18 protein-coding genes and 1 pseudogene are annotated in these 22567 nt (G+C 61.3%); 11 read left to right on the top strand and 8 right to left on the bottom strand.

Features of this window, described 5'->3' with window-relative positions:
* Positions 1-106: 106 nt before the first annotated feature.
* On the bottom strand, positions 107-544 hold the full coding sequence (locus NVB75_RS28630; protein ID WP_258344402.1) for a hypothetical protein: 438 nt from the start codon (positions 542-544) through the stop codon (positions 107-109).
* 104 nt (positions 545-648) lie between these two features.
* Between NVB75_RS28630 and NVB75_RS28625 the strand changes: the two genes are divergently transcribed.
* Entirely contained in the window at positions 649-1086 is a 438-nt protein-coding gene (locus tag NVB75_RS28625; protein ID WP_003218985.1) for a universal stress protein, read from the top strand.
* Between the two features lie 198 nt (positions 1087-1284).
* On the opposite strand, the gene NVB75_RS28620 is transcribed toward NVB75_RS28625, so the two are convergent.
* A complete protein-coding gene (locus NVB75_RS28620; RefSeq protein ID WP_258344401.1) occupies positions 1285-3204 on the bottom strand; it encodes an ATP-binding cassette domain-containing protein in 1920 nt (639 codons plus the stop codon).
* Positions 3205-3416: 212 nt separating this feature from the next.
* Between NVB75_RS28620 and NVB75_RS28615 the strand changes: the two genes are divergently transcribed.
* A complete protein-coding gene (locus tag NVB75_RS28615; protein ID WP_258344399.1) occupies positions 3417-5345 on the top strand; it encodes a transglycosylase SLT domain-containing protein in 1929 nt (642 codons plus the stop codon).
* An 88-nt stretch (positions 5346-5433) separates the two neighbouring features.
* Here NVB75_RS28615 and NVB75_RS28610 read toward each other — a convergent pair.
* A pseudogene (locus NVB75_RS28610) lies at positions 5434-6198 on the bottom strand (Fic family protein); the annotation flags it as partial.
* Positions 6199-6269: 71 nt separating this feature from the next.
* Entirely contained in the window at positions 6270-8036 is a 1767-nt protein-coding gene (locus tag NVB75_RS28605; RefSeq protein ID WP_258344397.1) for an ABC transporter transmembrane domain-containing protein, read from the bottom strand.
* A 255-nt stretch (positions 8037-8291) separates the two neighbouring features.
* Here NVB75_RS28605 and NVB75_RS28600 point away from each other — a divergent pair, with 255 nt between their 5' ends.
* On the top strand, positions 8292-8465 hold the full coding sequence (locus NVB75_RS28600) for a PA1571 family protein (RefSeq protein ID WP_010176367.1): 174 nt from the start codon (positions 8292-8294) through the stop codon (positions 8463-8465).
* Positions 8466-8516: 51 nt separating this feature from the next.
* Here NVB75_RS28600 and pdxB read toward each other — a convergent pair whose 3' ends face one another.
* Positions 8517-9659: a 4-phosphoerythronate dehydrogenase PdxB gene (gene pdxB, locus NVB75_RS28595; protein ID WP_258344396.1), complete on the bottom strand. Its 1143-nt coding sequence runs from the start codon at positions 9657-9659 to the stop codon at positions 8517-8519.
* A 310-nt stretch (positions 9660-9969) separates the two neighbouring features.
* Between pdxB and NVB75_RS28590 the strand changes: the two genes are divergently transcribed.
* Entirely contained in the window at positions 9970-11361 is a 1392-nt protein-coding gene (locus NVB75_RS28590) for an MATE family efflux transporter (protein ID WP_258344394.1), read from the top strand.
* Between the two features lie 90 nt (positions 11362-11451).
* Here the strand turns inward: NVB75_RS28590 and tusA are convergent, their stop codons facing one another.
* A complete protein-coding gene (tusA, locus tag NVB75_RS28585) occupies positions 11452-11703 on the bottom strand; it encodes a sulfurtransferase TusA (RefSeq protein ID WP_258344393.1) in 252 nt (83 codons plus the stop codon).
* Positions 11704-11809: 106 nt separating this feature from the next.
* Positions 11810-12883, bottom strand: coding sequence for a 23S rRNA (cytidine(2498)-2'-O)-methyltransferase RlmM (rlmM, locus tag NVB75_RS28580; RefSeq protein ID WP_076017226.1), 1074 nt, complete (start codon positions 12881-12883; stop codon positions 11810-11812).
* A gap of 191 nt (positions 12884-13074) precedes the next feature.
* Between rlmM and acnA the strand changes: the two genes are divergently transcribed.
* From acnA to NVB75_RS28565, 3 genes are all read left to right on the top strand, one after another.
* Positions 13075-15816 (top strand): aconitate hydratase AcnA, encoded by a 2742-nt coding sequence (gene acnA / locus NVB75_RS28575; RefSeq protein ID WP_258344390.1) that lies wholly within the window; start codon positions 13075-13077, stop codon positions 15814-15816.
* A gap of 111 nt (positions 15817-15927) precedes the next feature.
* On the top strand, positions 15928-16719 hold the full coding sequence (locus NVB75_RS28570) for a CPBP family intramembrane glutamic endopeptidase (RefSeq protein ID WP_258344388.1): 792 nt from the start codon (positions 15928-15930) through the stop codon (positions 16717-16719).
* A gap of 84 nt (positions 16720-16803) precedes the next feature.
* A complete protein-coding gene (locus NVB75_RS28565; RefSeq protein ID WP_258344386.1) occupies positions 16804-18369 on the top strand; it encodes a PAS domain-containing methyl-accepting chemotaxis protein in 1566 nt (521 codons plus the stop codon).
* 107 nt (positions 18370-18476) lie between these two features.
* Here the strand turns inward: NVB75_RS28565 and NVB75_RS28560 are convergent, their stop codons facing one another.
* Positions 18477-19172: an alpha/beta family hydrolase gene (locus NVB75_RS28560; protein WP_258344384.1), complete on the bottom strand. Its 696-nt coding sequence runs from the start codon at positions 19170-19172 to the stop codon at positions 18477-18479.
* 79 nt (positions 19173-19251) lie between these two features.
* On the opposite strand from NVB75_RS28560, the gene ccoN reads away from it, so the two are divergent.
* From ccoN to ccoP, 4 genes are read left to right on the top strand one after another with little or no spacing between them, the layout of a single operon-like run.
* Positions 19252-20676 (top strand): cytochrome-c oxidase, cbb3-type subunit I, encoded by a 1425-nt coding sequence (gene ccoN / locus NVB75_RS28555; RefSeq protein WP_258344382.1) that lies wholly within the window; start codon positions 19252-19254, stop codon positions 20674-20676.
* Positions 20677-20686: 10 nt separating this feature from the next.
* Complete coding sequence (gene ccoO, locus NVB75_RS28550) at positions 20687-21295, top strand: cytochrome-c oxidase, cbb3-type subunit II (protein WP_076017220.1); 609 nt, start codon at positions 20687-20689, stop codon at positions 21293-21295.
* Positions 21296-21298: 3 nt separating this feature from the next.
* Positions 21299-21505: a cbb3-type cytochrome c oxidase subunit 3 gene (locus tag NVB75_RS28545; RefSeq protein WP_008437576.1), complete on the top strand. Its 207-nt coding sequence runs from the start codon at positions 21299-21301 to the stop codon at positions 21503-21505.
* Positions 21502-22449: a cytochrome-c oxidase, cbb3-type subunit III gene (gene ccoP / locus NVB75_RS28540; RefSeq protein ID WP_258344379.1), complete on the top strand. Its 948-nt coding sequence runs from the start codon at positions 21502-21504 to the stop codon at positions 22447-22449. Before NVB75_RS28545 ends, ccoP begins: the two co-directional genes overlap by 4 nt.
* Positions 22450-22567 lie beyond the last annotated feature (118 nt).

Genomic DNA, 22567 nt, shown 5'->3' with positions numbered 1-22567 from the left:
GGACGGAATATGCGGCTAGGCTAGCGGCACGTAAAACGAATTACCGGCCTGCCTGGCCAACTCCAGCCCGATGATACTTTCGGGCTTTTTAATGCCCGCAGGAATCTCAGGCCAGCGCCTTGAGCACCGCGTCAATGTCCTGCAACACGCTCAACTCGCCCTTCTCGCCCCAGTACAGGGTGATCATTTGCTTGTCGGCTTCGACTTTGTAGACGTTCGCAGGCAGCGTCGCAAAATGCGGCAACAACTTTTCATCAACGCAGGTTTCCTGCCACTGATTGACCCACACCCCCGGTTCCAACTGCCAGTAACTCCAGGTCACCCGCTTGTTACCACGTCGTGGCCGGTGATACTGCGCACACGGGCTGGGCGGCTCGTGCTTGAGCCAGTGCGGCCATTCCTGAGGTGTCAGTTGCATGGTCAAACCAATGCGCCGTGCCTCCATGCGTAACGCCATGCGTCCGCTTGAATGGCGCGAAGGACGCAGCCACGCCAGGGGGCTTAAAACCAGCGCAAGGATTGACACCACTATCCAGACCGTCATATGTGTACTCCCGAATTTCTTGAAGAGCGGATTTGACCTGACGCAACCCCATCCGCTTGAAACCAGCCATACTGAACTTATCGCTTTCCTTTGGAGAAACCCTCATGCCCTACGAACATATTCTGGTCGCCGTGGACCTGACCGAAGAATGCGACCCCGTGATCAAGCGGGCCGTAGGCCTTGCAGGTGACTCGGTGAAACTGTCCCTGGTGCATATCGTCGAACCGATGGCCATGGCCTTTGGTGGCGACGTGCCGATGGACCTTTCCCAGTTGCAACAGCAGCAGTTCGACCAGGCCAAGGAGCGTCTTGATCGACTGATCAACAAGTACCCTGCCCTGAAAAAAGACCAAAGCCACCTGACCTACGGCCAGCCGCGCCAGGAAATCCACCACCTGGCCAAGGAACAGGGTTGCGACCTGATCGTGGTCGGCAGCCACGGCCGTCACGGCCTGGCCTTGCTGCTGGGCTCCACCGCCAATGACGTGCTGCACGGCGCACCTTGCGATGTGCTGGCAGTGAAACTGGTAAAGAGCTCGTAAGACCAACGGCAATCTAATGTGGGAGCAGGCTTGTGTGGGAGCGGGCTTGCTCGCGAAAGCAGTGGATCAGTCGACAAATATATGGACTGACACACCGCATTCGCGAGCAAGCCCGCTCCCACATTTGAACCGCGTTTCATACAAAAAACCCGGTGCTCATACAAATGAGCGCCGGGTTTTTTATTGCGCTTGAATCACTCAGGCATCCAGCTCGGCCCAGCGCTCAACCAGGGCTTCCAGCTCGCTGTTCAACTGCTCGAGGGACGCAATCACCTTGGCGGTTTCGGCAGCAGGACGCAGATAGAAACCCGCGTCAGCCATTTCAGCTTCAACGGCAGCGATCTGCTGTTCCTTGGCATCGATATCACCCGGCAGTGCTTCCAGCTCACGTTGCAGCTTGTAGCTGAGCTTCTTCTTTGCAGCAGGTGCTTCTTGCGCTGGAGCAGGAGCGGCAGCAGCCGGAGCTACCACGGCCGACGCCAGGTCAGCCTTGCCGGATTTGCTCTCGGTCACACCCAGCAGGCGCGGCGAGCCGCCCTGACGCAGCCAGTCCTGATAACCACCGACGTATTCACGTACCTTGCCTTCACCTTCGAAGACCAGGGTGCTGGTGACCACGTTGTCGAGGAATGCCCGGTCGTGACTGACCATCAGCACGGTGCCGTTGAAGGTCAGCAAGACCTCTTCCAGCAGTTCCAGGGTTTCAACGTCGAGGTCGTTGGTCGGTTCGTCGAGCACCAGCAGGTTGGCTGGCTTGCTGAACAGCTTGGCCAGCAGCAGACGCGCACGCTCGCCACCAGACAAGGCTTTCACCGGTGTACGTGCACGCTGCGGGCTGAACAGGAAGTCGCCCAGGTAGCTCAACACGTGGCGGCTCTGGCCGTCGATGTCGATAAAGTCGCGACCTTCGGCGACGTTGTCGATCACGGTTTTTTCCAGGTCCAACTGGTGGCGCAACTGGTCGAAGTAGGCCACGTCGATGCGGGTGCCCTCTTCCACGGTGCCGCTGGTCGGTTGCAAACCGTTGAGCATCAGCTTGAGCAAGGTGGTCTTGCCGGTACCGTTGGCGCCGAGTAGGCCGATACGGTCGCCGCGCTGCAGGACCATGGAAAAGTCCTTGATCAGGAATGGGCCGTCCGGGTGATGGAAGCTGACGTTTTCCAGGACCATCACTTGCTTGCCGGACTTGTCGGCGGTATCCAGCTGAATGTTGGCCTTGCCGGTGCGCTCGCGACGCTCGCTGCGCTCAACGCGCAAGGCTTTCAGGGCGCGTACGCGGCCTTCGTTACGGGTGCGACGGGCCTTGATACCCTGGCGGATCCAGACTTCTTCCTGAGCCAGCTTTTTGTCAAACAGCGCATTGGCGGTTTCTTCGGCGGACAGTGCAGCTTCTTTATGCACCAGGAAGCTGGCGTAGTCGCCATTCCAGTCGATCAGGCCGCCACGATCCAGTTCGAGGATGCGTGTGGCGAGGTTTTGCAGGAAAGAACGGTCGTGCGTGATGAACAGCACGGCGCCCTGGAAATCCTTGAGGGCTTCTTCAAGCCAGGCGATTGCGCCAATGTCCAGGTGGTTGGTCGGTTCGTCGAGCAGCAGCAGATCCGGTTCGGAAACCAGGGCCTGGGCCAGCAGGACGCGGCGACGCCAGCCGCCGGACAATTCGGCGAGGGTTTTGTCGGCCGGCAGTTGCAGGCGGCTCAGGGTGCTGTCGACCAATTGCTGCAGGCGCCAGCCGTCACGGGCTTCGAGGTCTTGCTGGACGTGCATCAACTTGTCCAGGTCTTCTTCGGTGACGCAGTTCTGTGCCAGGTGATGGTATTCGGCGAGCAGTGCGCCCACGCCATCGAGGCCTTCGGCAACCACGTCGAACACTGTCCGTCCGTCGGCCACCGGCAATTCTTGCGGCAATTCGCCAATCTTGAGGCCCGGGGCGCGCCAGACAGAGCCGTCATCGGGCTTCTGATCGCCTTTTACCAGCTTCATCATGCTGGACTTGCCGGTGCCGTTGCGGCCGATGATGCACACCCGCTCACCACGGGCGATCTGCCAGGACACCTTGTCCAACAACGGCATAGCGCCGAAAGCAAGGGACACATCGCTGAATTTGAGCAGGGTCATACGCTTCTCCAAAAACTGGGCGCGCATTCTACCTGACTTAGGGCGCGAGGCGGCCGGCATTTTCGCCGTTGACATGTTCTGTCGGACATTTCAGATGAACTTGAACGAAGCGACCGGCAAAGCTTTCACCGGCTGCGGGCAAAAGGCTAAGCTAGGGGCAATCAGTGTCGGCGACGTCGGCACTAGTCCAGATTCCTCTGCACGGACGTCTCATGCGCAGTCGCCTTTTCAGCTTTTTATCTTGTCTGCTTCTTTCTGCCACCGCCGTTCAATCCGCCCAGGCCGTGGACCTCACCACCCAACGTCAATATTACGATGAAGCCAAACGAGCCCTCGCCAAAGGCGACAGCGGCCCGTATTTCCAGTACAGCCAGGCCCTGGCCGACTACCCGTTGACGCCATACCTGGCCTACGACGAACTGACCGCGCGCCTGAAAACCGCGAGCAACGAGGAAATCGAACAATTCCTCGCCAAGAACGGCGACCTGCCCCAGGCCAACTGGATGAAGCTGCGCTGGTTGCGCTGGCTGGCCGACCGTGGCGACTGGCAAACCTTTGAAAAGTACTACGACGCCAAACTCAATTTCGTCGAACTGGACTGCCTGCACGGCCAGTTCCAGCTGACCCATAACCAAAAAGCCGAAGGTTATAAAACCACCGAGAAGCTGTGGCTGACCGGTAAATCCCAGCCTGCCGCCTGTGATGCCACCTTTGGCCAGTGGGCCGCAGACGGCCAACTGACCGAACAGAAAATCTGGGACCGCGCCAAACTCGCCGCCGAAGCCCGCAACTACCCGCTGGCCAACAGCCTGGTAAAAACCCTGCCGAACCTCGGCGCCCAGGGCCGCCTGATGGTGGACGTGGCGCAAAAACCCGACATGCTCAGCGACCCGTCGCGCTTCCTGCCGGCCAACGAGGCCATGTCCGACGCCGTCGGCCTGGGCCTTCGCCGCCTGGCGCGCCAGGACCCGGACAAGGCCATGGCCCTGCTCGACGGTTATGCCAGCAGCATGCACTTCTCTCGTGACGAAAAAGTGTCGATCGCCCGGGAAATCGGCCTGACCCTCGCACGCCGCTACGACCCCCGCGCCCTCGACGTGATGACCAAATACGACCCGGAACTGCGGGACAACACCGTCTCCGAATGGCGTCTGCGCCTGCTGCTGCGACTGGCCCGCTGGGAAGACGCCTACCAGTTGACCCGCAAGCTGCCCCAGGATCTGGCCACCACCAACCGCTGGCGCTACTGGCAGGCCCGCAGCCTGGAACTGGCAGAGCCGAAAAACCCGCAAGCCCTGGTGATGTACAAGGGCCTGGCCAAGGAACGTGACTTCTACGGCTTCCTGGCAGCGGATCGCTCGCAGTCGCCGTACCAGCTGAACAACAAGCCGCTGCTGATGAGCCAGGCGCTGATGAACAAGGTGCGTAACACCCCGGGCGTACGTCGCGCCCTGGAGTTCTACGCCCGCGGCCAGATCGTTGATGGCCGTCGCGAGTGGTACCACGTCAGCCGGCACTTCAACCGCGACGAGATGGTCGCCCAAGCCAAGCTGGCCTACGACATGAAGTGGTACTTCCCGGCGATCCGCACCATCAGCCAGGCCCAGTACTGGGACGACCTGGATATCCGCTTCCCGATGGCCCACCGCGACACCCTGGTGCGTGAAGCCAAGGTCCGTGGCGTACATTCAAGCTGGGTGTTTGCGATCACCCGCCAGGAAAGCGCCTTTATGGACGACGCCCGCTCCGGCGTCGGCGCCACCGGCCTGATGCAACTGATGCCCGGCACCGCCAAAGAGACCGCACGCAAATTCAGCATCCCGCTGGCCTCGCAACAGCAGGTGCTCGACCCGGACAAGAACATCCAGCTCGGCGCGGCGTACCTGAGCCAGGTTCATGCCCAGTTCAACGGCAACCGCGTGCTCGCCACCGCCGCCTACAACGCCGGCCCGGGCCGTGTGCGCCAATGGCTGCGCGGCGCCGATCACCTGAGTTTCGATGTATGGGTGGAAAGCATCCCGTTCGACGAAACCCGTCAGTACGTGCAGAACGTGCTGTCTTATTCGGTGATCTACGGGCAGAAGCTCAACGCGCCACAGCCGCTGGTGGATTGGCATGAGCGGTATTTTGATGATCAGTAAGGGGTGCAGCTGCAAGCAACAAGCTTGAAGCTGAAAGAAAAGTGCCCGCATTGAGAGATGCGGGCATTTTTTATGGCGCTGCCGGGGACTCGCTTTGCACCGCTTCTGCCAGCGCAAGGTTCAAGGCTTGCAGCATGAACTCGACAAAGGGAGTTGCCTCTGCCTGCTGGTCCGCCGCCGACAATGCGGCGTAATAAGCATCCTGCTGCTCGCGAATCACCGCCTCTACCGGCAAGTAAGCCAGCACCGGGCGCCACTGACTGAGAATCAGGGTTTGCCAAAAGCGGCCCATACGCCCGTTTCCATCGGCAAAAGGATGGATAAACTCGAATTCGTAGTGAAAGACACAGCTAACGATCAGTGGATGCCAGTCAGAGGCGGACTGCCACTTCAGCAAATCATCAACCAAATGCGTAACACGGCTCGCCGGCGGCGCCATGTGCATCAACTGTTCGCCCCGATAGATCCCTACGCCCGCCTGACGAAACCGACCCGCATCATCGATCAAGCCGTACATCAATAACTCATGGGCACGCAGCAGGTCCGCACGTTCGCCCGGTGCCCACTGCGGCATAGCCTCGTAAGCGGAAAAAGCGTTGCGTACTTCCTGAATCTCCCGGGGCAAGCCCAGCACACGCTTGCCTTCCAGCACTGCGGTCACCTGCTCGACATTCAGGGTATTGTTCTCGATGGCCAGCGAAGCCTGAATCGTACGAATGCGGTTGCCACGCCTCAATTGCGGGGTCTGCCGGTTGTCGTCGCCAGCTGAAAGCTGACCAATCTGCTCACTGATATCAGCAACCAGACTCAACATCTTGGCAGTCAGGGTCAACGGAGGTTGATAACGGCTCATATCCTCATCCAAGTCTGTAACGAAAGCCAACATAATGCCCTAAGGAACGGTCGCACCACAGCCTCACTGCCTCAATCAACTTCAGTACCATCACTGAACTGCAACGCCGCCAGCCGTGCATACAGCGGATTGCTGGCGATCAGTTGCTGATGCGTCCCCACCGCCACCAGCTTGCCCTGGTCCATCACGGCAATCCGGTCCGCGTTCTTCACCGTGGCCAACCGGTGGGCGATCACCAGGGTGGTGCGCCCTTCCATCAACTGGGGCAGCGCTTGCTGGATCAGGTGTTCGCTCTGGGCATCCAGTGCGCTGGTGGCTTCGTCCAGCAGCAGGATCGGTGCGTCCACCAACAGCGCCCGGGCGATGGCCAGGCGTTGACGCTGGCCGCCGGAAAGGCCCATGCCGCCATCGCCCAGGTGGGTCTGGTAGCCGTCGGGCATTTGCAGGATGAAATCATGGGCATGGGCGATGCGCGCCGCTTCTTCGACCTGGGCAAAAGTGGCCGACGGATTGCCGTAGCGGATGTTCTCTTCGACCGTGCCAAAGAACAGCGCCGGGCTCTGGGACACCAAGGCGAAACAGCGGCGCAGGTCCAGCGGGTCCAGTTCGGTCAGTGGCTGACCTTCAAGCAGGATGCGGCCTTGCTGAGGATCGTAGAAACGCAGCAGCAGATCGAAGATCGTCGATTTTCCCGCGCCCGACGGGCCGACCAGGGCCAGGGTTTCACCGGCATTGATGCTCAGGCTCAAGCCGTCGATGGCAAAACGATCCGGGCGCGACGGATAGGAGAAGCGCAGATCCTGGATTTCCAGGCGGCCGCTGACCCGCTCCGGCAGCTTGATCACGTTAGCCTCGGGCGCCTTGATCTCATTACTCGATTGCAGCAATTCCCCAATCCGCTCTGCCGCACCGGCCGCCCGCTGCAACTCGCCCAACACTTCACTCAAAGTGCCGACGGCACTGCCGACGATCAGGCTGTAGAACACGAACGCAGCCAGTTCACCACCGGAAATCCGCCCGCTGATCACGTCCATGCCGCCGACCCAGAGCATCACGCCCACCGCGCCCAGCACCAGCATGATCACCAGGGTAATCAGCCAAGAACGCTGCAGGATGCGTTTGCGCGCGGTGGTGAATGCCTCTTCCACCGTCACCGCGAAGCGCTGCTCGTCCTGCACCTGGTGGTTATAGGCCTGCACCGTCTTGATCTGGCCGAGGGTCTCGGACACATAGCTGCCCACGTCGGCGATCCTGTCCTGACTCTGGCGCGAAAGGCTGCGCACCCGGCGGCCAAAGATCAAGATCGGCGCCAGCACCAGCGGCAGCGCGATCACGACGATGCTGGTGAGTTTGGGGTTGGTGACAAACAACAGCACAATCCCGCCGATCACCATCAGGGCGTTGCGCAGGAACAGCGACAGCGAGGAGCCGATCACCGATTGCAGCAAGGTGGTGTCGGTGGTCAACCGGGACTGGATTTCCGAACTGCGGTTGTTTTCATAGAAGCCCGGGTGCAGGTAGATCAAATGGTTGAACACCTGCCGCCGGATGTCTGCCACCACCCGCTCGCCGATCCACGACACCAGGTAAAACCGCGTAAAGGTGCCCACCGCGAGGCCCAGCACCAGAATCATGAACAGGCCGATGGACTGGTTGAGCAGGTGCGGCGACTGGGTCATGAAGCCCTGGTCCACCAGCAGGCGAATGCCCTGCCCCATGGACAAGGTGATGCCGGCGGTGACGATCAACGCCAACAAGGCCCCCAGGGCCTGCCAGCGGTAGGGAGCGACGAAGCGGCTGGCCAGGCGAATCGCGCGGCGTTGACGGGCTGAGAGCATGGCGGGTTTCACCTGAGGGTGGGAGACGGGAACCTACAGAGCTACATGGGGGGAACTTGAGCGAATCACAATGAGTCAGGTTAATTATGCTTACCGAACCTAGGCCCTAGAGGCTATCGGTCTAAGGCCCGGCTGGAAATTTGTATCGGTTTCTGCTGGACTGGGCATTCGATCTGCTGACCGTGAAAGGAGTTGTAACAACGCGGTCACGCGGTGATTTTAAAATAGGTACACAACCTGATGAGGAGACGGGCCATGTCCTTGCAAAACAGCAGCAATGCCAAGATTGAAGTGATCCGCCAGCCGCAGCAGTTGCCTTGCTCGTACATCGACGCTCAAGGCCGCGAAGTGCAAATCACCGAAGAGATGATCCAGAGCGCCTGCGCCGAACTGGAACAGAAATTGGTCAAGCCTGCCAAGCGAGGCTGAATCGCCCACGCTCTTTTAAACCCGGCCTTGATGACCGGGTTTTTTATGCCTTCAGATTGCCTGCGCGCCCAATGCCGACACGATGTTAGACAAGGCCGCAGAGTCGCCGCTGATTCGCACCTTCAAACCCTCAATTTCGCGCCGCGGCGGGTAGTGCTTGCGCAGTTGGTCGAACGCCTTGCGCTGCTCATCCACGGTACCTACAAGGCTACGGCGAAAATCCGCGTCATCACGGCGCGGGTCGTACACCCCACGGCACAGGGCCGCCAGCGCCCAGGCCGGGTCGGTATTGGCGTTGAGGGTGATCTCGGCCAACCAAGGCTCCGGCAGCAAGTCGTTGAGTTGAATCGTCGCCTCCTGACCAAGATACCGGCACAGCGCCTGGTAGATCTGCGCGGTGCCGCGCTGCCTGCCGTCCAGGCTGTAGCCGGCGATATGCGGGGTGGCCAGCACGCACAAGTCGGCCAGGTCGACGTCCACCTGGGGCTCGCCTTCCCACACATCCAGCACCGCCTGCAGGTCTTCGCGTTCCAGCAGCACGTCCCTGAGGGCGGCATTGTCCACCACCGGGCCGCGGCTGGCGTTGATCAGCCAGGCGCCGGGCTTGAGTTGGTTGAGGCGCTCGCGATCGAACAAGTGCCAGGTAGACCCGTTGCCGGATTTGTTCAGCGGCGTATGCAAGCTGATCACGTCACACTGCTCGACAATCTGCTGCAGGCTGACGTAGTCACCATCCTCGGCGATCTGCCGGGGCGGGTCGCACACCAGCACCTTCCAGCCCAACGCCTTGAGCACCTTGACCAGGCGTCCGCCGACTTCACCGGCGCCCACCACGCCATAGGTGCGTTGGGCCAGGTCGGCGCCTTCGATCTCGGCCAGGGTCAGCAGGCTGCCCAGCACATAGTCGACCACGCCACGGGCGTTGCAGCCGGGAGCGCTGGACCACTGGATGCCGGCGCGCTGGAAGTAATCAAGGTCGAGGTGATCCGTGCCGATGGTGCAGGTGCCGACAAATCGCACCGGCGTGCCTTCGAGCAAGGCACGGGTGACATTGGTCACCGAGCGCACCAGCAGCACATCGGCCTGTTCGATAGTCGCGCGGTCGATGGACCGGCCTGGAACCCGGCGAATCTCGCCGAATCCTTCGAAGAATGCATCGAGCAGCGGGATATTTTCGTCGGCAACAATCAGCATGGCAGGCTCCTTTCGCGGATCAGCAGTGTACAGCGGTTTTCCTTGTGGCGAGGGAGCTTGCTCCCGCTGGAGTGCGCAGCGCTCCCAAATGAAGCGCCGTGTTTTTTCAGGTACACAGCGGTTGCCCGTTCTGGGGCTGCTGCGCAGCCCAGCGGGAGCAAGCTCCCTCGCCACAGCAAGTGCCCTCGTCACCAAACGCAACATTTGCGCTGGGATGTGTTTACAAATCCACAACACAGGTTTTTTCCTGACCAACACGTCAAAGCGTAGAATGCGCCGTCCTGCGCTTCCCCTTATCGGACATCTGTACGTGAACACTGCCACCACCGCCCTCTCCCGCCCCGCCCGCGTCAGCCTTGAAGTGCGCAACCTGCTGGCCCTGGCCTTGCCGATCATGATCGGGCAACTGGCGACCACGGCCATGGGCTTTGTCGATGCCGTGATGGCTGGGCGTGTGAGTTCCCGGGACCTGGCGGCGGTCGCCCTGGGCAACTCCATCTGGATCCCGGTGTACCTGCTGATGACCGGCACGCTGCTGGCCACCACGCCGAAAGTCGCCCAACGCTTTGGCGCCGGCACCCACGGCGAAATCGGCCCGCTGGTGCGCCAGTCGATGTGGCTGGCCCTGGTGGTGGGGATTACCGCGCTGCTGTTGCTGATCAGCGCCGAACCGATCCTGCATGTGATGAAGGTCGATCCCGAGCTGATCAAGCCGTGCATGGGCTACCTGCACGGCATCGCCTCGGGCATGCCGGCCATTGCGCTGTATTACGTGTTGCGCTGCTTCAGCGACGGCCTGGGCCGAACGCGGCCGAGCATGGTCATGGGCCTGTGCGGGCTGGCGCTGAATATTCCGCTGAACTATGTGTTTATCTACGGCCACTTCGGCGTGCCGGCTATGGGCGGCATCGGTTGTGGCTGGGCCACGGCGATCGTGATGTGGGTGATGATGCTCGGCCTGGCCGCCTGGACCCGCTGGGCGCCGGTGTATCAGAGCAGCGAGCTGTTCAAGCGTTTTGACTGGCCGCAATGGTCGGTGATCAAGCGCGTGCTGAGCATTGGTTTGCCGATCGGGATCGCGGTGTTTGCCGAGTCGAGCATCTTTGCGGTGATCGCGCTGCTGATCGGCAGCCTCGGCGCCACCGTGGTAGCCGGGCACCAGATCGCGCTGAACTTCAGCTCGCTGGTGTTCATGATCCCCTACTCCCTGAGCATGGCCGTCACCGTGCGCGTCGGTCAGGCCCTGGGCCGTGGCGAACCTCGTGAGGCGCGCTTCGCGGCAGGTGTCGGCATGGGCACGGCGCTGGTGTATGCCTGCCTGTCCTGCAGCCTGATGCTGCTGTTTCGCGAACAGATCGCCACCATCTACACCCAGGACCCGCTGGTGATCCAAGTGGCGGCGATGCTGATTGTGTTTGCGGCGCTGTTTCAGTTCTCGGACGCGATCCAGGTCACGGCCGCCGGCGCGTTGCGCGGTTACCAGGACACACGGGTGACCATGGTGCTGACGCTCTTTGCGTATTGGGGTGTGGGCTTGCCGGTGGGCTACGCGCTGGGGCTGACCGAGTGGCTGGGCCAGGCGCGCGGCCCGAGCGGCTTGTGGCAGGGGCTGATCGTGGGCCTGAGCTGTGCGGCGGCGATGCTGGTGATCCGCCTGATGCGCAGTGCACGCAAGCGGATTCGCCACGAAAAAAAACTGTAGGAGCGAGCTTGCTCGCGAAAAACCCTGGAGCGCCGCGTTAAGCCTGGCAGCCCGCGTTATCGTTAACGACCTTCGAGAGCAAGCTCGCGCCTACAGGGACTTCTTGCGGATCCAGTACAGGTAGGTGCCAGCCTGTTCCTGTTGGTCCACCAGTTCATGGTCGAGAAACACGCAGAACTTGGGGATATCGCGACGGGTCGACGGATCGGTCGCTATCACCTTGAGCAAGCCGCCGGGTGCCAGGTCGCGGATGTGCTGGTGCAGCATCATCACCGGTTCGGGGCAGTTGAGGCCGGTGGCATCGAGGGTGGCGTCGATGGGTAAATCAGGGGTCAGGCTCATGGTTTACTCCTAAACAGGCCGGCATTTTAGCGGTAATGCGGGGCGCCAGGTAGTCAGCGGCGCCCTCAAGGTTTTCGCGAGCGAGCTCGCTCCTACAGGGGGCGGGTTACCGGGACTTTGGCTTCTTCACATCCAGCCGACGTAGATGGCAGGTCACTTCTTCACGGTCGTGGTACAGCTGCTTGCAGCCAATCTCCACCCGAATGCCCCGCTCCTTGAAGCCTTCCGCGATGCGTTCAAGCAGGCGCTTCACTTCGGCATAACGCTGCTTCATCGGCAACTTCAGGTTGACCACCGCTTCGCGGCAATGCCCTTCGCCGATCCAGGTTTCCAGCAGAGCCGCATTGCGCGCCGGTTTCTCGACGATGTCGCACACCATCCAGTCCACCGGCTGCTTAGGCGTGTAGATGAAGCCGTCGGCCATTAAGTGCTGCACCAGGCCGGTGTCCATCAGGCTTTCAGCCATCGGGCCGTTGTCGATGGCGGTCACCAGCATGCCACGGTTGACCAGTTGCCAGGTCCAGCCACCAGGCGCTGCGCCGAGGTCGACACCGGTCATGTCGCTGTGCAGGCGCTCGTCCCACTGATCACGGGGGATAAAGTGGTGCCAGGCTTCTTCCAGCTTCAAGGTCGAGCGGCTTGGCGCGTCCCGCGGGAATTTCAGGCGCGGAATGCCCATCGGCCACATGGCGGAGTTGTTCGACTCGGCCAGGCCCATGAACACTTCACGGCCACTCTTGAAGGTCAGCAACAGGCGCGGCTTGCTGGCGTCTTCCACCAGCTTGCCGGCAGCCATCAGCGCCTTGCGCAGGTGCACTTCGAATTTCTTGCAGAAGTTCGACAGTTCCTTGCCATCGTTGGTGTCGACCATTTCCAGCCACAGGCTGCCGCACACCGGGAAATCCCGCAGGTGCGCGAGGATCACGCTGATGCGGTCGGTTTCCGGCAAATCGATGAACACCCCGCGCGCCCACTGCCTTGGGAAGATCAGCTCGGCAAAGCGTTGGCCGCGCATCAGGCGCTGGGCGCCGTCTTCTTCGGTGCACACAAATTCGGCGCAGGCGCTGCCGGTCTTGGCCTTGGCATAGCCCGAAACGTTCAGGCGAGCGGCGTGTTCCGCGATCTCGGAACAGACTTCGCCTTCAAAACCCGGGCGGCAGTGCATAAAAAGGGTGTTCATCAACTCTCCTGGATCACGGGCTTGCTATAGCGCAATGCCTGTCATGAAAACGCGCGCATGATAGCCGAGTTCGGAACCTTGGACTTATTGATAGAGTCCAGTAATTAGCCAGCTACTTAAAACAGGGCTAATTTAGAAGCTCTGTTCGTCCCGTCAGGTCCGTAGCCGTGCGGACCATAAGGAGTCATGTAATGTCATCCCTTGATAGTCTGAGAACCCTTAAAACCTTACAGATCGACGACAAGACCTATCACTACTTCAGCCTGCCCGAAGCCGCCAAGAGCCTGGGTGATCTGGACAAACTGCCAATGTCCCTCAAGGTGCTGCTGGAAAACCTGCTGCGCTGGGAGGACGAAAAGACCGTCACCGGCGCCGACCTCAAGGCCATTGCCGCCTGGCTCAAGGAGCGCCGCTCCGACCGCGAGATCCAATACCGCCCCGCCCGCGTGCTGATGCAGGACTTTACCGGCGTGCCCGCGGTGGTCGACCTGGCGGCCATGCGCGCTGCCGTGGCCAAGGCCGGCGGTGACCCGCAACGCATCAACCCGCTGTCACCGGTGGATTTGGTGATCGACCACTCAGTGATGGTCGACAAGTTCGCCACCACCGGCGCTTTTCAAGAAAACGTCGACATCGAAATGCAGCGCAACGGCGAACGCTACGCCTTCCTGCGCTGGGGCCAGAGCGCCTTCGACAACTTCAGCGTAGTACCACCGGGCACCGGCATCTGCCACCAGGTCAACCTGGAATACCTCGGCCGCACCGTGTGGACCAAGGATGAAGACGGCCGCACCTACGCCTTCCCCGACACATTGGTAGGCACCGACTCCCACACCACCATGATCAACGGCCTTGGCGTACTGGGCTGGGGCGTGGGCGGGATCGAAGCAGAAGCCGCGATGCTCGGGCAGCCGGTGTCGATGCTGATCCCGGAAGTGATCGGCTTCAAGCTCACCGGCAAGCTGAAAGAAGGCATCACCGCCACCGACCTGGTGCTGACCGTCACCCAGATGTTGCGCAAAAAAGGCGTGGTCGGGAAATTCGTCGAATTCTATGGTGATGGCCTGGCTGACCTGCCCCTGGCAGACCGCGCCACCATCGCCAACATGGCCCCGGAATACGGCGCCACTTGCGGCTTCTTCCCGGTGGACGACGTGACTCTGGACTACCTGCGCCTGTCAGGCCGTCCTGCGGAAACCGTCAAACTCGTAGAGGCGTACACCAAGGCCCAGGGCCTGTGGCGCAACGCCGGTCAGGAGCCCATCTTCACTGACAGCCTGGCGCTGGACATGGGCAGCGTCGAAGCCAGCCTCGCGGGGCCAAAACGTCCGCAAGACCGCGTTTCCCTGCCGAACGTCGGCCAGGCCTTCAGCGACTTCCTCGACCTGCAATTCAAACCCACCAACAAGGAAGAAGGCCGCCTGGAAAGCGAAGGCGGCGGTGGCGTTGCGGTGGGCAACGCCGACCTGATTGGTGAAGCCGACTACGACTTCGAAGGCCAGACCTATCGCCTGAAAAACGGCGCGGTGGTGATCGCGGCGATTACCTCCTGCACCAACACCTCCAACCCCAGCGTGATGATGGCGGCGGGCCTGGTGGCGAAAAAGGCGGTAGAGAAAGGATTGAAGAGCAAACCCTGGGTGAAAACGTCCCTGGCACCCGGCTCCAAGGTGGTCACCGACTACTACAAAGCGGCGGGGCTGACCCAATACCTCGACAAGCTGGGGTTCGACCTGGTGGGTTATGGCTGCACCACCTGCATCGGCAACTCCGGGCCGTTGCCCGAGCCGATCGAAAAAGCCATCCAGAAAGCCGACCTCGCAGTAGCCTCGGTGCTTTCAGGCAACCGTAACTTTGAAGGCCGGGTGCACCCATTGGTGAAAACCAACTGGCTAGCCTCCCCGCCCCTCGTCGTGGCCTACGCCCTCGCGGGCACCGTGCGCATGGACATCAGCAGCGAACCACTGGGCACCGGCTCCGACGGAAAACCGGTGTACCTGAGAGACATCTGGCCCAGCAGCAAGGAAATCGCCGACGCCGTCGCCCAAGTCAGCACCGGGATGTTCCACAAGGAATACGCCGAAGTGTTTGCCGGCGACGAACAGTGGCAGGCGATTGAAGTGCCGCAGGCCGCGACCTACGTCTGGCAAAAGGACTCCACCTACATCCAGCACCCACCGTTCTTTGACGACATCGGCGGCCCGCTGCCGGTGATCGAAGACGTCAAGGGCGCCAACGTGCTGGCACTGTTGGGGGATTCGGTGACCACCGACCACATCTCCCCCGCCGGTAACATCAAGACCGACAGCCCGGCCGGTAAATACCTGCGCGAGCAAGGTGTCGAACCGCGGGACTTCAACTCCTACGGCTCGCGTCGCGGCAACCATGAAGTGATGATGCGCGGCACCTTCGCCAACATCCGTATCCGCAACGAAATGCTCGGCGGTGAGGAAGGCGGCAACACGATCTACATCCCTACCGGCGAGAAAATGCCGATCTACGACGCGGCCATGAAGTACCAGGCCTCGGGTACTCCGCTGGTGGTGATTGCCGGTCAGGAGTACGGCACCGGCTCAAGCCGCGACTGGGCCGCCAAGGGCACCAACCTGTTGGGGGTCAAGGCGGTGATCGCCGAGAGCTTCGAGCGGATTCACCGCTCCAACCTGGTAGGCATGGGCGTGCTGCCCCTGCAGTTCAAGCTGGACCAGAACCGCAAGGCACTCAAGCTGACCGGCAAAGAGAAGATCGACATCCTCGGGCTGACCAACGCCGAGATCGAGCCGCGCATGAACCTGACGCTGGTGATCACCCATGAGGATGGCAGCAGCGAGAAGGTCGAGGTGCTGTGCCGCATCGATACGCTGAATGAGGTCGAGTACTTCAAGGCGGGCGGGATCCTGCACTACGTGTTGCGGCAGCTGATTGCCTCGTAACTGACACGCGCTACACAAAACACCGCCTTCCCAGGCGGTGTTTTCATTTTTACCGTCGGTGACGCTCGTTATACTGCCGCCCTCAGATTTCGATAGTCACAAGGATTCCCCATGCTTGCTCTGCCATGGCTGTACCTGGCGCTTCTTTCCATCGGCTATGTACTCGCCTTGAGCTACGGGCAATTGGGCTTGATGGCGGCGTTGTCCGTCGCCATGTTGCTGCTGGCCGGGTTTGCCGTGCGCCAGCAGCGAAATCCTTGGGTGCGCTATCTCGGCCACGGCCTGTTTATCGTGCTGGCGCTGGGGCTGGCGATGCATTGGCTGCCGGGCTTCTACAACGGTCGCGGGATCGCCCCGCAGCGCTTTACCGCCGACGCCGTACCTTTTTCGATGTACCTGAACCAGGACAAACCACTGATCGGCTTCTGGCTGCTGCTGGCCTGCCCGTGGATCGTTGCGCGCCGGTCATTGCGCCTGTCGATCTATGCCACGGCGCTGGCATTGACCCTGACAGCGATTGCCGCACTGGGCGGTGCTGCGTTGCTGGGCGTCATCAGTTGGGCGCCGAAGTGGCCGGAACAGGCGTGGCTATGGGTATTGAACAACCTGCTGCTGGTAACCCTGGTGGAGGAAGCACTGTTTCGCGGTTACATCCAGGGCGGCCTGAGCCGGCGCTTCAAGCAGTTGCCCTATGGTGAAAACCTCGCGCTGTTGCTGGCCGCGCTGTTGTTCGGCCTGGTCCACCTGGGCGCAGGCTGGCAGTGGACCCTGCTGGCGACCATCGCCGGCCTGGGCTACGGCCTGGCGTATCGCTTTGGTGGGCTGGGCGCGGCGATCGTCACGCACTTCGGCTTGAACCTGCTGCATTTCGGGTTGTTTACCTATCCGATGCTGGCGGGCTGAGGCTGAGCCGATTGTTGCAAAAATAAGTTAAATAAAACCCCGTAGCGGCCGACAACCCATCAAAGCCTTGCGGATTGAACAATCATGCGTAATAACCAACCCGTTACCCAGCGCGAACGTACCTTCCCCGCTCAGCAACGGTTGATCTCCACCACGGATGCCAAAGGCGTGATCACCTACTGCAACGACGCCTTTGTCGAGATCAGTGGGTTTTCCCATGACGAACTGTTGCGTGCCCCGCACAACCTGGTTCGTCATCCGGATGTGCCGGCGGCAGTGTTCGCACATATGTGGTCGACGCTCAAACAAGGCTTGCCATGGATGGGCATCGTCAAGAACCGCTGCAAGAGCGGTGATCACTATTGGGTCAACGCCTATGTGACACCAGTCTTCGATGGCAATCAGGTGATCGGCTACGAGTCGGTGCGGGTCAAGCCCACCGCCGAGCAGATCCGCCGTGCCGAAGCGCTTTACCAGCGCATCAACCAGGGCAAGCCGGCCATCCCGCGCCGCGACAAGTGGCTGCCGGTGTTGCAGGACTGGCTGCCGTTTATCCTGGTCAGCCAACTGAGCTTCCTGATCGGTGTGTGGCTCGACTCCCATTGGGGCTTTGCCCTGGCCGCCGCACTGTCAGTGCCGCTGGGCCTGTTGGGCCTGAGCTGGCAACAGCGCGGGCTCAAGCGTTTGCTGCGCCTAGCCGAGCAGACCACGTCCGACCCGCTGATTGCACAGATGTACACTGACAGCCGGGGCGCCCAGGCGCGTCTGGAGATGTCGATTCTCAGCCAGGAGGCGCGCCTGAAGACGTGTCTTACCCGTTTGCAGGACACGGCTGAACACCTCAACGCCCAGGCGGCGCAGTCCAATACCCTGGCGCATAACAGCTCCAGTGGTCTTGAACGCCAACGCGTGGAAACCGAACAGGTGGCCACTGCGGTCAACCAGATGGCCGCGACCACCCAGGAAGTCGCCAGCCATGTACAACGCACCGCCGATGCCACCCAGGAAGCCAATCGCCTGACCGGGCGTGGCCGTGATATCGCCGGTGAAACCCGCGAGGCGATTCAGCGCCTGTCGGTGGCGGTCGGGGAAACCGGTGTGACCGTGACCCAACTGGCCAAGGACAGCGATGAGATCGGCGGCGTGGTGGATGTGATCAAAGGCATCGCCGACCAGACCAACCTGCTGGCGCTGAACGCAGCCATCGAAGCGGCCCGTGCCGGCGAGATGGGCCGGGGCTTTGCGGTGGTGGCGGATGAAGTGCGGCAATTGGCCCAGCGTACCAGCGAGTCCACCGGGCAGATTCACGCGCTGATCGCCAAGCTGCAACAGACCGCCAATGCCGCCGTACAGACCATGGACGCCGGGCATCGCCAGGCCGAGGAAGGTGTGGCACGGGTGATGGAAGCGGACCAGGCGCTGATCGGGATCAGTGAAGCGGTGGCGCATATCACCGACATGACAGCGCAGATTGCGGCGGCGACCGAGGAGCAGAGCTCGGTGGCGGAAGAGATCAGCCGTAATATCAGCACCATTGCGCTGTTGGCGGATCAGACGTCGGAACAGGCGTTGAACTCGGCGCAATTGAGTGAAGAGCTGACGCATACCGCCAATACTCAGTATTCGCTGGTAGAACGCTTTAACCGGTAATCGACTCACCTGTGGCGAGGGAGCTTGCTCCCGCTGGAGTGCGAAGCGCTCCCTGATTTTGGGGCCGCTACGCAGCCCAGCGGGAGCAAGCTCCCTCGCCACAGGTTTCACTCAAGACCAGCGAGAAACCCCGAGACTGCCACCGCCGCAGCCTCCAGATGCTGCTCATGACTAAACCCCGAAGCCTTCAACGGCTTCAAATCATGATCCCCCGCCACCAACCACATCACCTCGATACTCGGCGACAACACATACCCTTCCACCGCCGCCCGATTGCCCAGCGCATCCCGCTCGCCCTGCACAATCAACGTCGGCGTCTTCAGCCCGGCCAGATGCTCGGTCCGGGGTTTCTCCGGTTTGCCCACCGCATAAAACGGATAACCCAGGCACACCAGCGTATCCGCGCCCAATTCATCCGCCAGTAAACTGGCCATCCGCCCGCCCATGGACTTGCCGCCAACCGCCAGTTTCCCAGCGACATGACGTCGCACCTCGGCATACACCTCACGCCAGCATTCCAGCAGTTTCGGGGCTGGATTGGGTGGGCGTTTGCCCCCGTCCACACGGCGCTGGGCCATGTAGGGAAACTCGAAGCGCAACACGTTCACGCCATGCCCGGCAAGGCGTGCAGCCATGTCGTTCATGAAGCCCGAGTCCATCGGCGCACCCGCGCCGTGGGCCAGGATCAACGTCGTGGGCGTACGCGCGATAGACCCTGTGGCGACATCCCACAACCAGCCGCGTTCCCGCACACACTGCGCCCATTGATCCCCGTCAATACTGGCCTTGTGCTCTTTGCCCATGCTTGCCTCGCTTTTTAGTCTGCCTATAACTCCAGCCCAAGTGCCGCATTTGCTTGGGTTGAACCGTGGATGGGGAACCATGAACACTACTTTAAGTACCGCCTATAACTACAAGGTGGTCCGCCAATTCGCCATTATGACGGTGGTGTGGGGCATCGTCGGCATGGGGCTCGGGGTTTTTCTCGCTGCCCAGTTGGTATGGCCCGAACTCAACTTCAATTTGCCCTGGACCAGTTTCGGCCGTTTGCGCCCGCTGCACACCAACGCGGTGATCTTTGCCTTCGGCGGTTGCGCGCTGTTTGCCAGCTCTTTCTACTCGGTGCAACGCACCTGCCAGACCCAGCTGTTCGCCCCCAGGATCGCGCAGTTCTGCTTCTGGGGCTGGCAGCTGGTCATCGTGCTGGCCGCAATCACCTTGCCGCTGGGCTACACCAGCTCCAAGGAATACGCCGAGCTGGAATGGCCGATCGACATCCTGATCACCATCGTCTGGGTGGCCTACGCCGTTGTGTTCTTTGGCACGGTGATGAAGCGCAACACCAAGCACATCTACGTCGGTAACTGGTTCTTCGGTGCGTTCATCATCACCGTGGCCATTCTGCATATCGTCAACAACCTGGAAATCCCGGTCAGCCTGACCAAGTCCTACTCGCTGTACGGCGGTGCGACGGATGCCATGGTGCAGTGGTGGTATGGGCATAACGCGGTAGGCTTTTTCCTCACCGCCGGCTTCCTGGGGATGATGTACTACTTCGTGCCGAAACAGGCCGAACGCCCGGTGTATTCCTATCGCCTGTCCATCGTGCACTTCTGGGCACTGATCACCCTGTACATCTGGGCCGGCCCGCACCACTTGCACTACACCGCGTTGCCGGACTGGGCACAGTCCCTGGGCATGGTGATGTCGCTGGTGCTGCTGGCGCCAAGCTGGGGCGGGATGATCAACGGCATGATGACCTTGTCGGGCGCCTGGCATAAGTTGCGCAGCGACCCGATCCTGCGCTTCCTTGTCGTGTCTCTCGCGTTCTACGGCATGTCGACCTTCGAAGGGCCGATGATGGCCATCAAGACGGTCAACGCCCTCTCCCACTACACCGACTGGACCATCGGCCACGTTCATGCCGGCGCCCTCGGTTGGGTAGCGATGATCTCCATCGGCGCGCTGTATCACATGATCCCGAAAATCTTCGGTCGCGAGCAGATGTACAGCCTCGGCCTGATCAACGCGCACTTCTGGCTGGCCACCATCGGCACCGTGCTCTACATCGCTTCGATGTGGGTCAACGGCATTGCCCAGGGCCTGATGTGGCGTGCGGTCAACGAAGACGGCACCTTGACCTACTCCTTCGTCGAAACCCTGGTGGCCAGCCACCCAGGCTTCATCGTGCGTCTGGTGGGCGGGGCGATCTTCCTCAGCGGCATGTTCCTGATGGCTTACAACACTTGGCGCACCGTGCGTTCGGCACAACCCGCCGAAGTCGCCGCTGCGGCGCAGATGGCCTGAGGAGTCGATGATGAAACACGAAACCATTGAAAAGAACGTCGGCCTGTTGATGCTGCTGATGGTGCTCGCCGTGAGCATCGGCGGCCTGACCCAGATCGTGCCGCTGTTCTTCCAGGACGTGACCAACAAGCCGGTGGAAGGCATGAAGCCCTACACCGCGCTGCAACTGGAAGGCCGCGACATCTACATCCGCGAAGGTTGCGTGCAGTGCCACTCGCAAATGATCCGCCCGTTCCGCGCCGAAACCGAGCGCTACGGCCACTACTCGGTGGCCGGTGAAAGTGTGTGGGATCACCCGTTCCTGTGGGGCTCCAAGCGCACCGGGCCGGACCTGGCCCGCGTCGGCGCGCGCTACTCGGACGACTGGCACCGCGCGCACTTGTACAACCCGCGCAACGTGGTGCCGGAATCGAAGATGCCAGCATACCCATGGCTGGTCACCGCTGCAGTGGACAGCAGCCACACCGAGACCAAGCTCAAAGTGATGCGCACCCTCGGCGTGCCGTACACCGACGACGACATCGCCGGCGCCGTGGCCTCTCTCAAGGGCAAGACCGAGATGGACGCGCTGGTTTCGTACCTGCAAGTGCTCGGCACTGCCATCAAGAGCAAGAGGTGAGCCATGGGATTTGATTTCGATGCTGGAACCATCCGCGGGCTTGGCACGCTGGTCGTGGCCATCGCCTTCATCGGCTTGTCGCTGTGGGTGTTCAACTCCCGGCGCAATTCGGAGTTCGCCGAAGCCTGCCTGCTGCCGTTTGCCGATGAACCGCTACCGCCAACCCCCGACGCTCAAGAAGAGCCTGCAACAAGGAGCAACCGGCCATGACTACCTTCTGGAGTACATGGATCTGTGTACTGACCCTCGGCAGCCTGATCGGGCTGACCTGGCTGTTGATCGGCACCCGCAAGGGCGAGACCAAGGGCAGCGTGGACCAGACCATGGGCCACGCCTTCGACGGGATCGAGGAGTACGACAACCCGCTGCCGCAATGGTGGTTCATGCTGTTCGCCGGCACCCTGGTGTTTGCCGTCGGCTACCTGATCCTCTACCCGGGCCTGGGCAACTGGAAAGGCGTGTTGCCGGGCTATGAAGACGGCTGGACCCAGACCAAGGAATGGGACAAGGAAATGGCCAAGGCCGACGCCAAGTTCGGACCGATCTTCGCCAAATTCGCAGCCATGCCCGTGGAAGAAGTGGCCAAGGACCCGCAGGCGCTGAAAATGGGCGGTCGCCTGTTTGCCTCCAACTGCGCGGTGTGCCACGGCTCGGACGCCAAAGGCGCCTACGGTTTCCCGAACCTGGCGGACAACATCTGGCGCTGGGGCGGTTCAGCCGACGCAATCAAGATGACCATCATGAATGGCCGTCATGCCGCGATGCCGGCCTGGGGTGAAGTGCTGGGTGAAGACGGGGTGAAAAACGTCGCAGCCTACGTGCGCCATGAACTGGCGGGCCTGCCGTTGCCGGCGGACAGCACCGCTGATGTCGCTGCGGGCCAAGCGGCGTTCAGCACCACCTGTGTCGCCTGCCACGGTCCGCAAGGTCATGGTGTGGAAGCCATGGGCGCGCCGAACCTGACGCAACCCAGCGGCTTTATCTACGGCACCAGCCTGGCGCAGTTGCAGCAGACCATTCGCCACGGTCGCCAAGGCCAGATGCCCGCGCAGGAAGTGCTGCAAGGCAATGACAAGGTGCATTTGCTCGCGGCCTACGTCTATAGCCTGTCCCATAACGCCGATGGCGCAACGCCTGACAGCCAACCCGAGTAATCGCGCACTACCCAAAAGCCGCGCCTGATTCAGGCGCGGCTTTTTTGCGACCCATTGTCGCACCCTTCCGATCAGCGACTTTCCCCTCCTGCCATTCGGGTCTACGCTTGTTGCACAG

The sequence above is a fragment of the Pseudomonas sp. CBS genome (assembly GCF_024734645.1).
GTDB lineage: Bacteria > Pseudomonadota > Gammaproteobacteria > Pseudomonadales > Pseudomonadaceae > Aquipseudomonas.
Note: the sequence above shows the minus strand (reverse complement) of the source record. Positions and strands in the feature narration are given on the sequence as shown.

Excerpts from the sequence above, each read along its gene's own strand:
- pdxB (WP_258344396.1), bottom strand. The coding sequence starts at position 9,659 with ATGCTGATTGTTGCCGACGAAAATATCCCGCTGCTCGATGCATTCTTC.
- NVB75_RS28615 (WP_258344399.1), top strand. The coding sequence starts at position 3,417 with ATGCGCAGTCGCCTTTTCAGCTTTTTATCTTGTCTGCTTCTTTCTGCC.
- NVB75_RS28600 (WP_010176367.1), top strand. The coding sequence starts at position 8,292 with ATGTCCTTGCAAAACAGCAGCAATGCCAAGATTGAAGTGATCCGCCAG.
- rlmM (WP_076017226.1), bottom strand. The coding sequence starts at position 12,883 with ATGAACACCCTTTTTATGCACTGCCGCCCGGGTTTTGAAGGCGAAGTC.
- NVB75_RS28625 (WP_003218985.1), top strand. The coding sequence starts at position 649 with ATGCCCTACGAACATATTCTGGTCGCCGTGGACCTGACCGAAGAATGC.
- tusA (WP_258344393.1), bottom strand. The coding sequence starts at position 11,703 with ATGAGCCTGACCCCTGATTTACCCATCGACGCCACCCTCGATGCCACC.
- NVB75_RS28545 (WP_008437576.1), top strand. The coding sequence starts at position 21,299 with ATGGGATTTGATTTCGATGCTGGAACCATCCGCGGGCTTGGCACGCTG.
- ccoP (WP_258344379.1), top strand. The coding sequence starts at position 21,502 with ATGACTACCTTCTGGAGTACATGGATCTGTGTACTGACCCTCGGCAGC.
- ccoN (WP_258344382.1), top strand. The coding sequence starts at position 19,252 with ATGAACACTACTTTAAGTACCGCCTATAACTACAAGGTGGTCCGCCAA.
- NVB75_RS28630 (WP_258344402.1), bottom strand. The coding sequence starts at position 544 with ATGACGGTCTGGATAGTGGTGTCAATCCTTGCGCTGGTTTTAAGCCCC.
- NVB75_RS28605 (WP_258344397.1), bottom strand. The coding sequence starts at position 8,036 with ATGCTCTCAGCCCGTCAACGCCGCGCGATTCGCCTGGCCAGCCGCTTC.
- NVB75_RS28560 (WP_258344384.1), bottom strand. The coding sequence starts at position 19,172 with ATGGGCAAAGAGCACAAGGCCAGTATTGACGGGGATCAATGGGCGCAG.
- ccoO (WP_076017220.1), top strand. The coding sequence starts at position 20,687 with ATGAAACACGAAACCATTGAAAAGAACGTCGGCCTGTTGATGCTGCTG.
- NVB75_RS28620 (WP_258344401.1), bottom strand. The coding sequence starts at position 3,204 with ATGACCCTGCTCAAATTCAGCGATGTGTCCCTTGCTTTCGGCGCTATG.
- NVB75_RS28565 (WP_258344386.1), top strand. The coding sequence starts at position 16,804 with ATGCGTAATAACCAACCCGTTACCCAGCGCGAACGTACCTTCCCCGCT.
- acnA (WP_258344390.1), top strand. The coding sequence starts at position 13,075 with ATGTCATCCCTTGATAGTCTGAGAACCCTTAAAACCTTACAGATCGAC.
- NVB75_RS28570 (WP_258344388.1), top strand. The coding sequence starts at position 15,928 with ATGCTTGCTCTGCCATGGCTGTACCTGGCGCTTCTTTCCATCGGCTAT.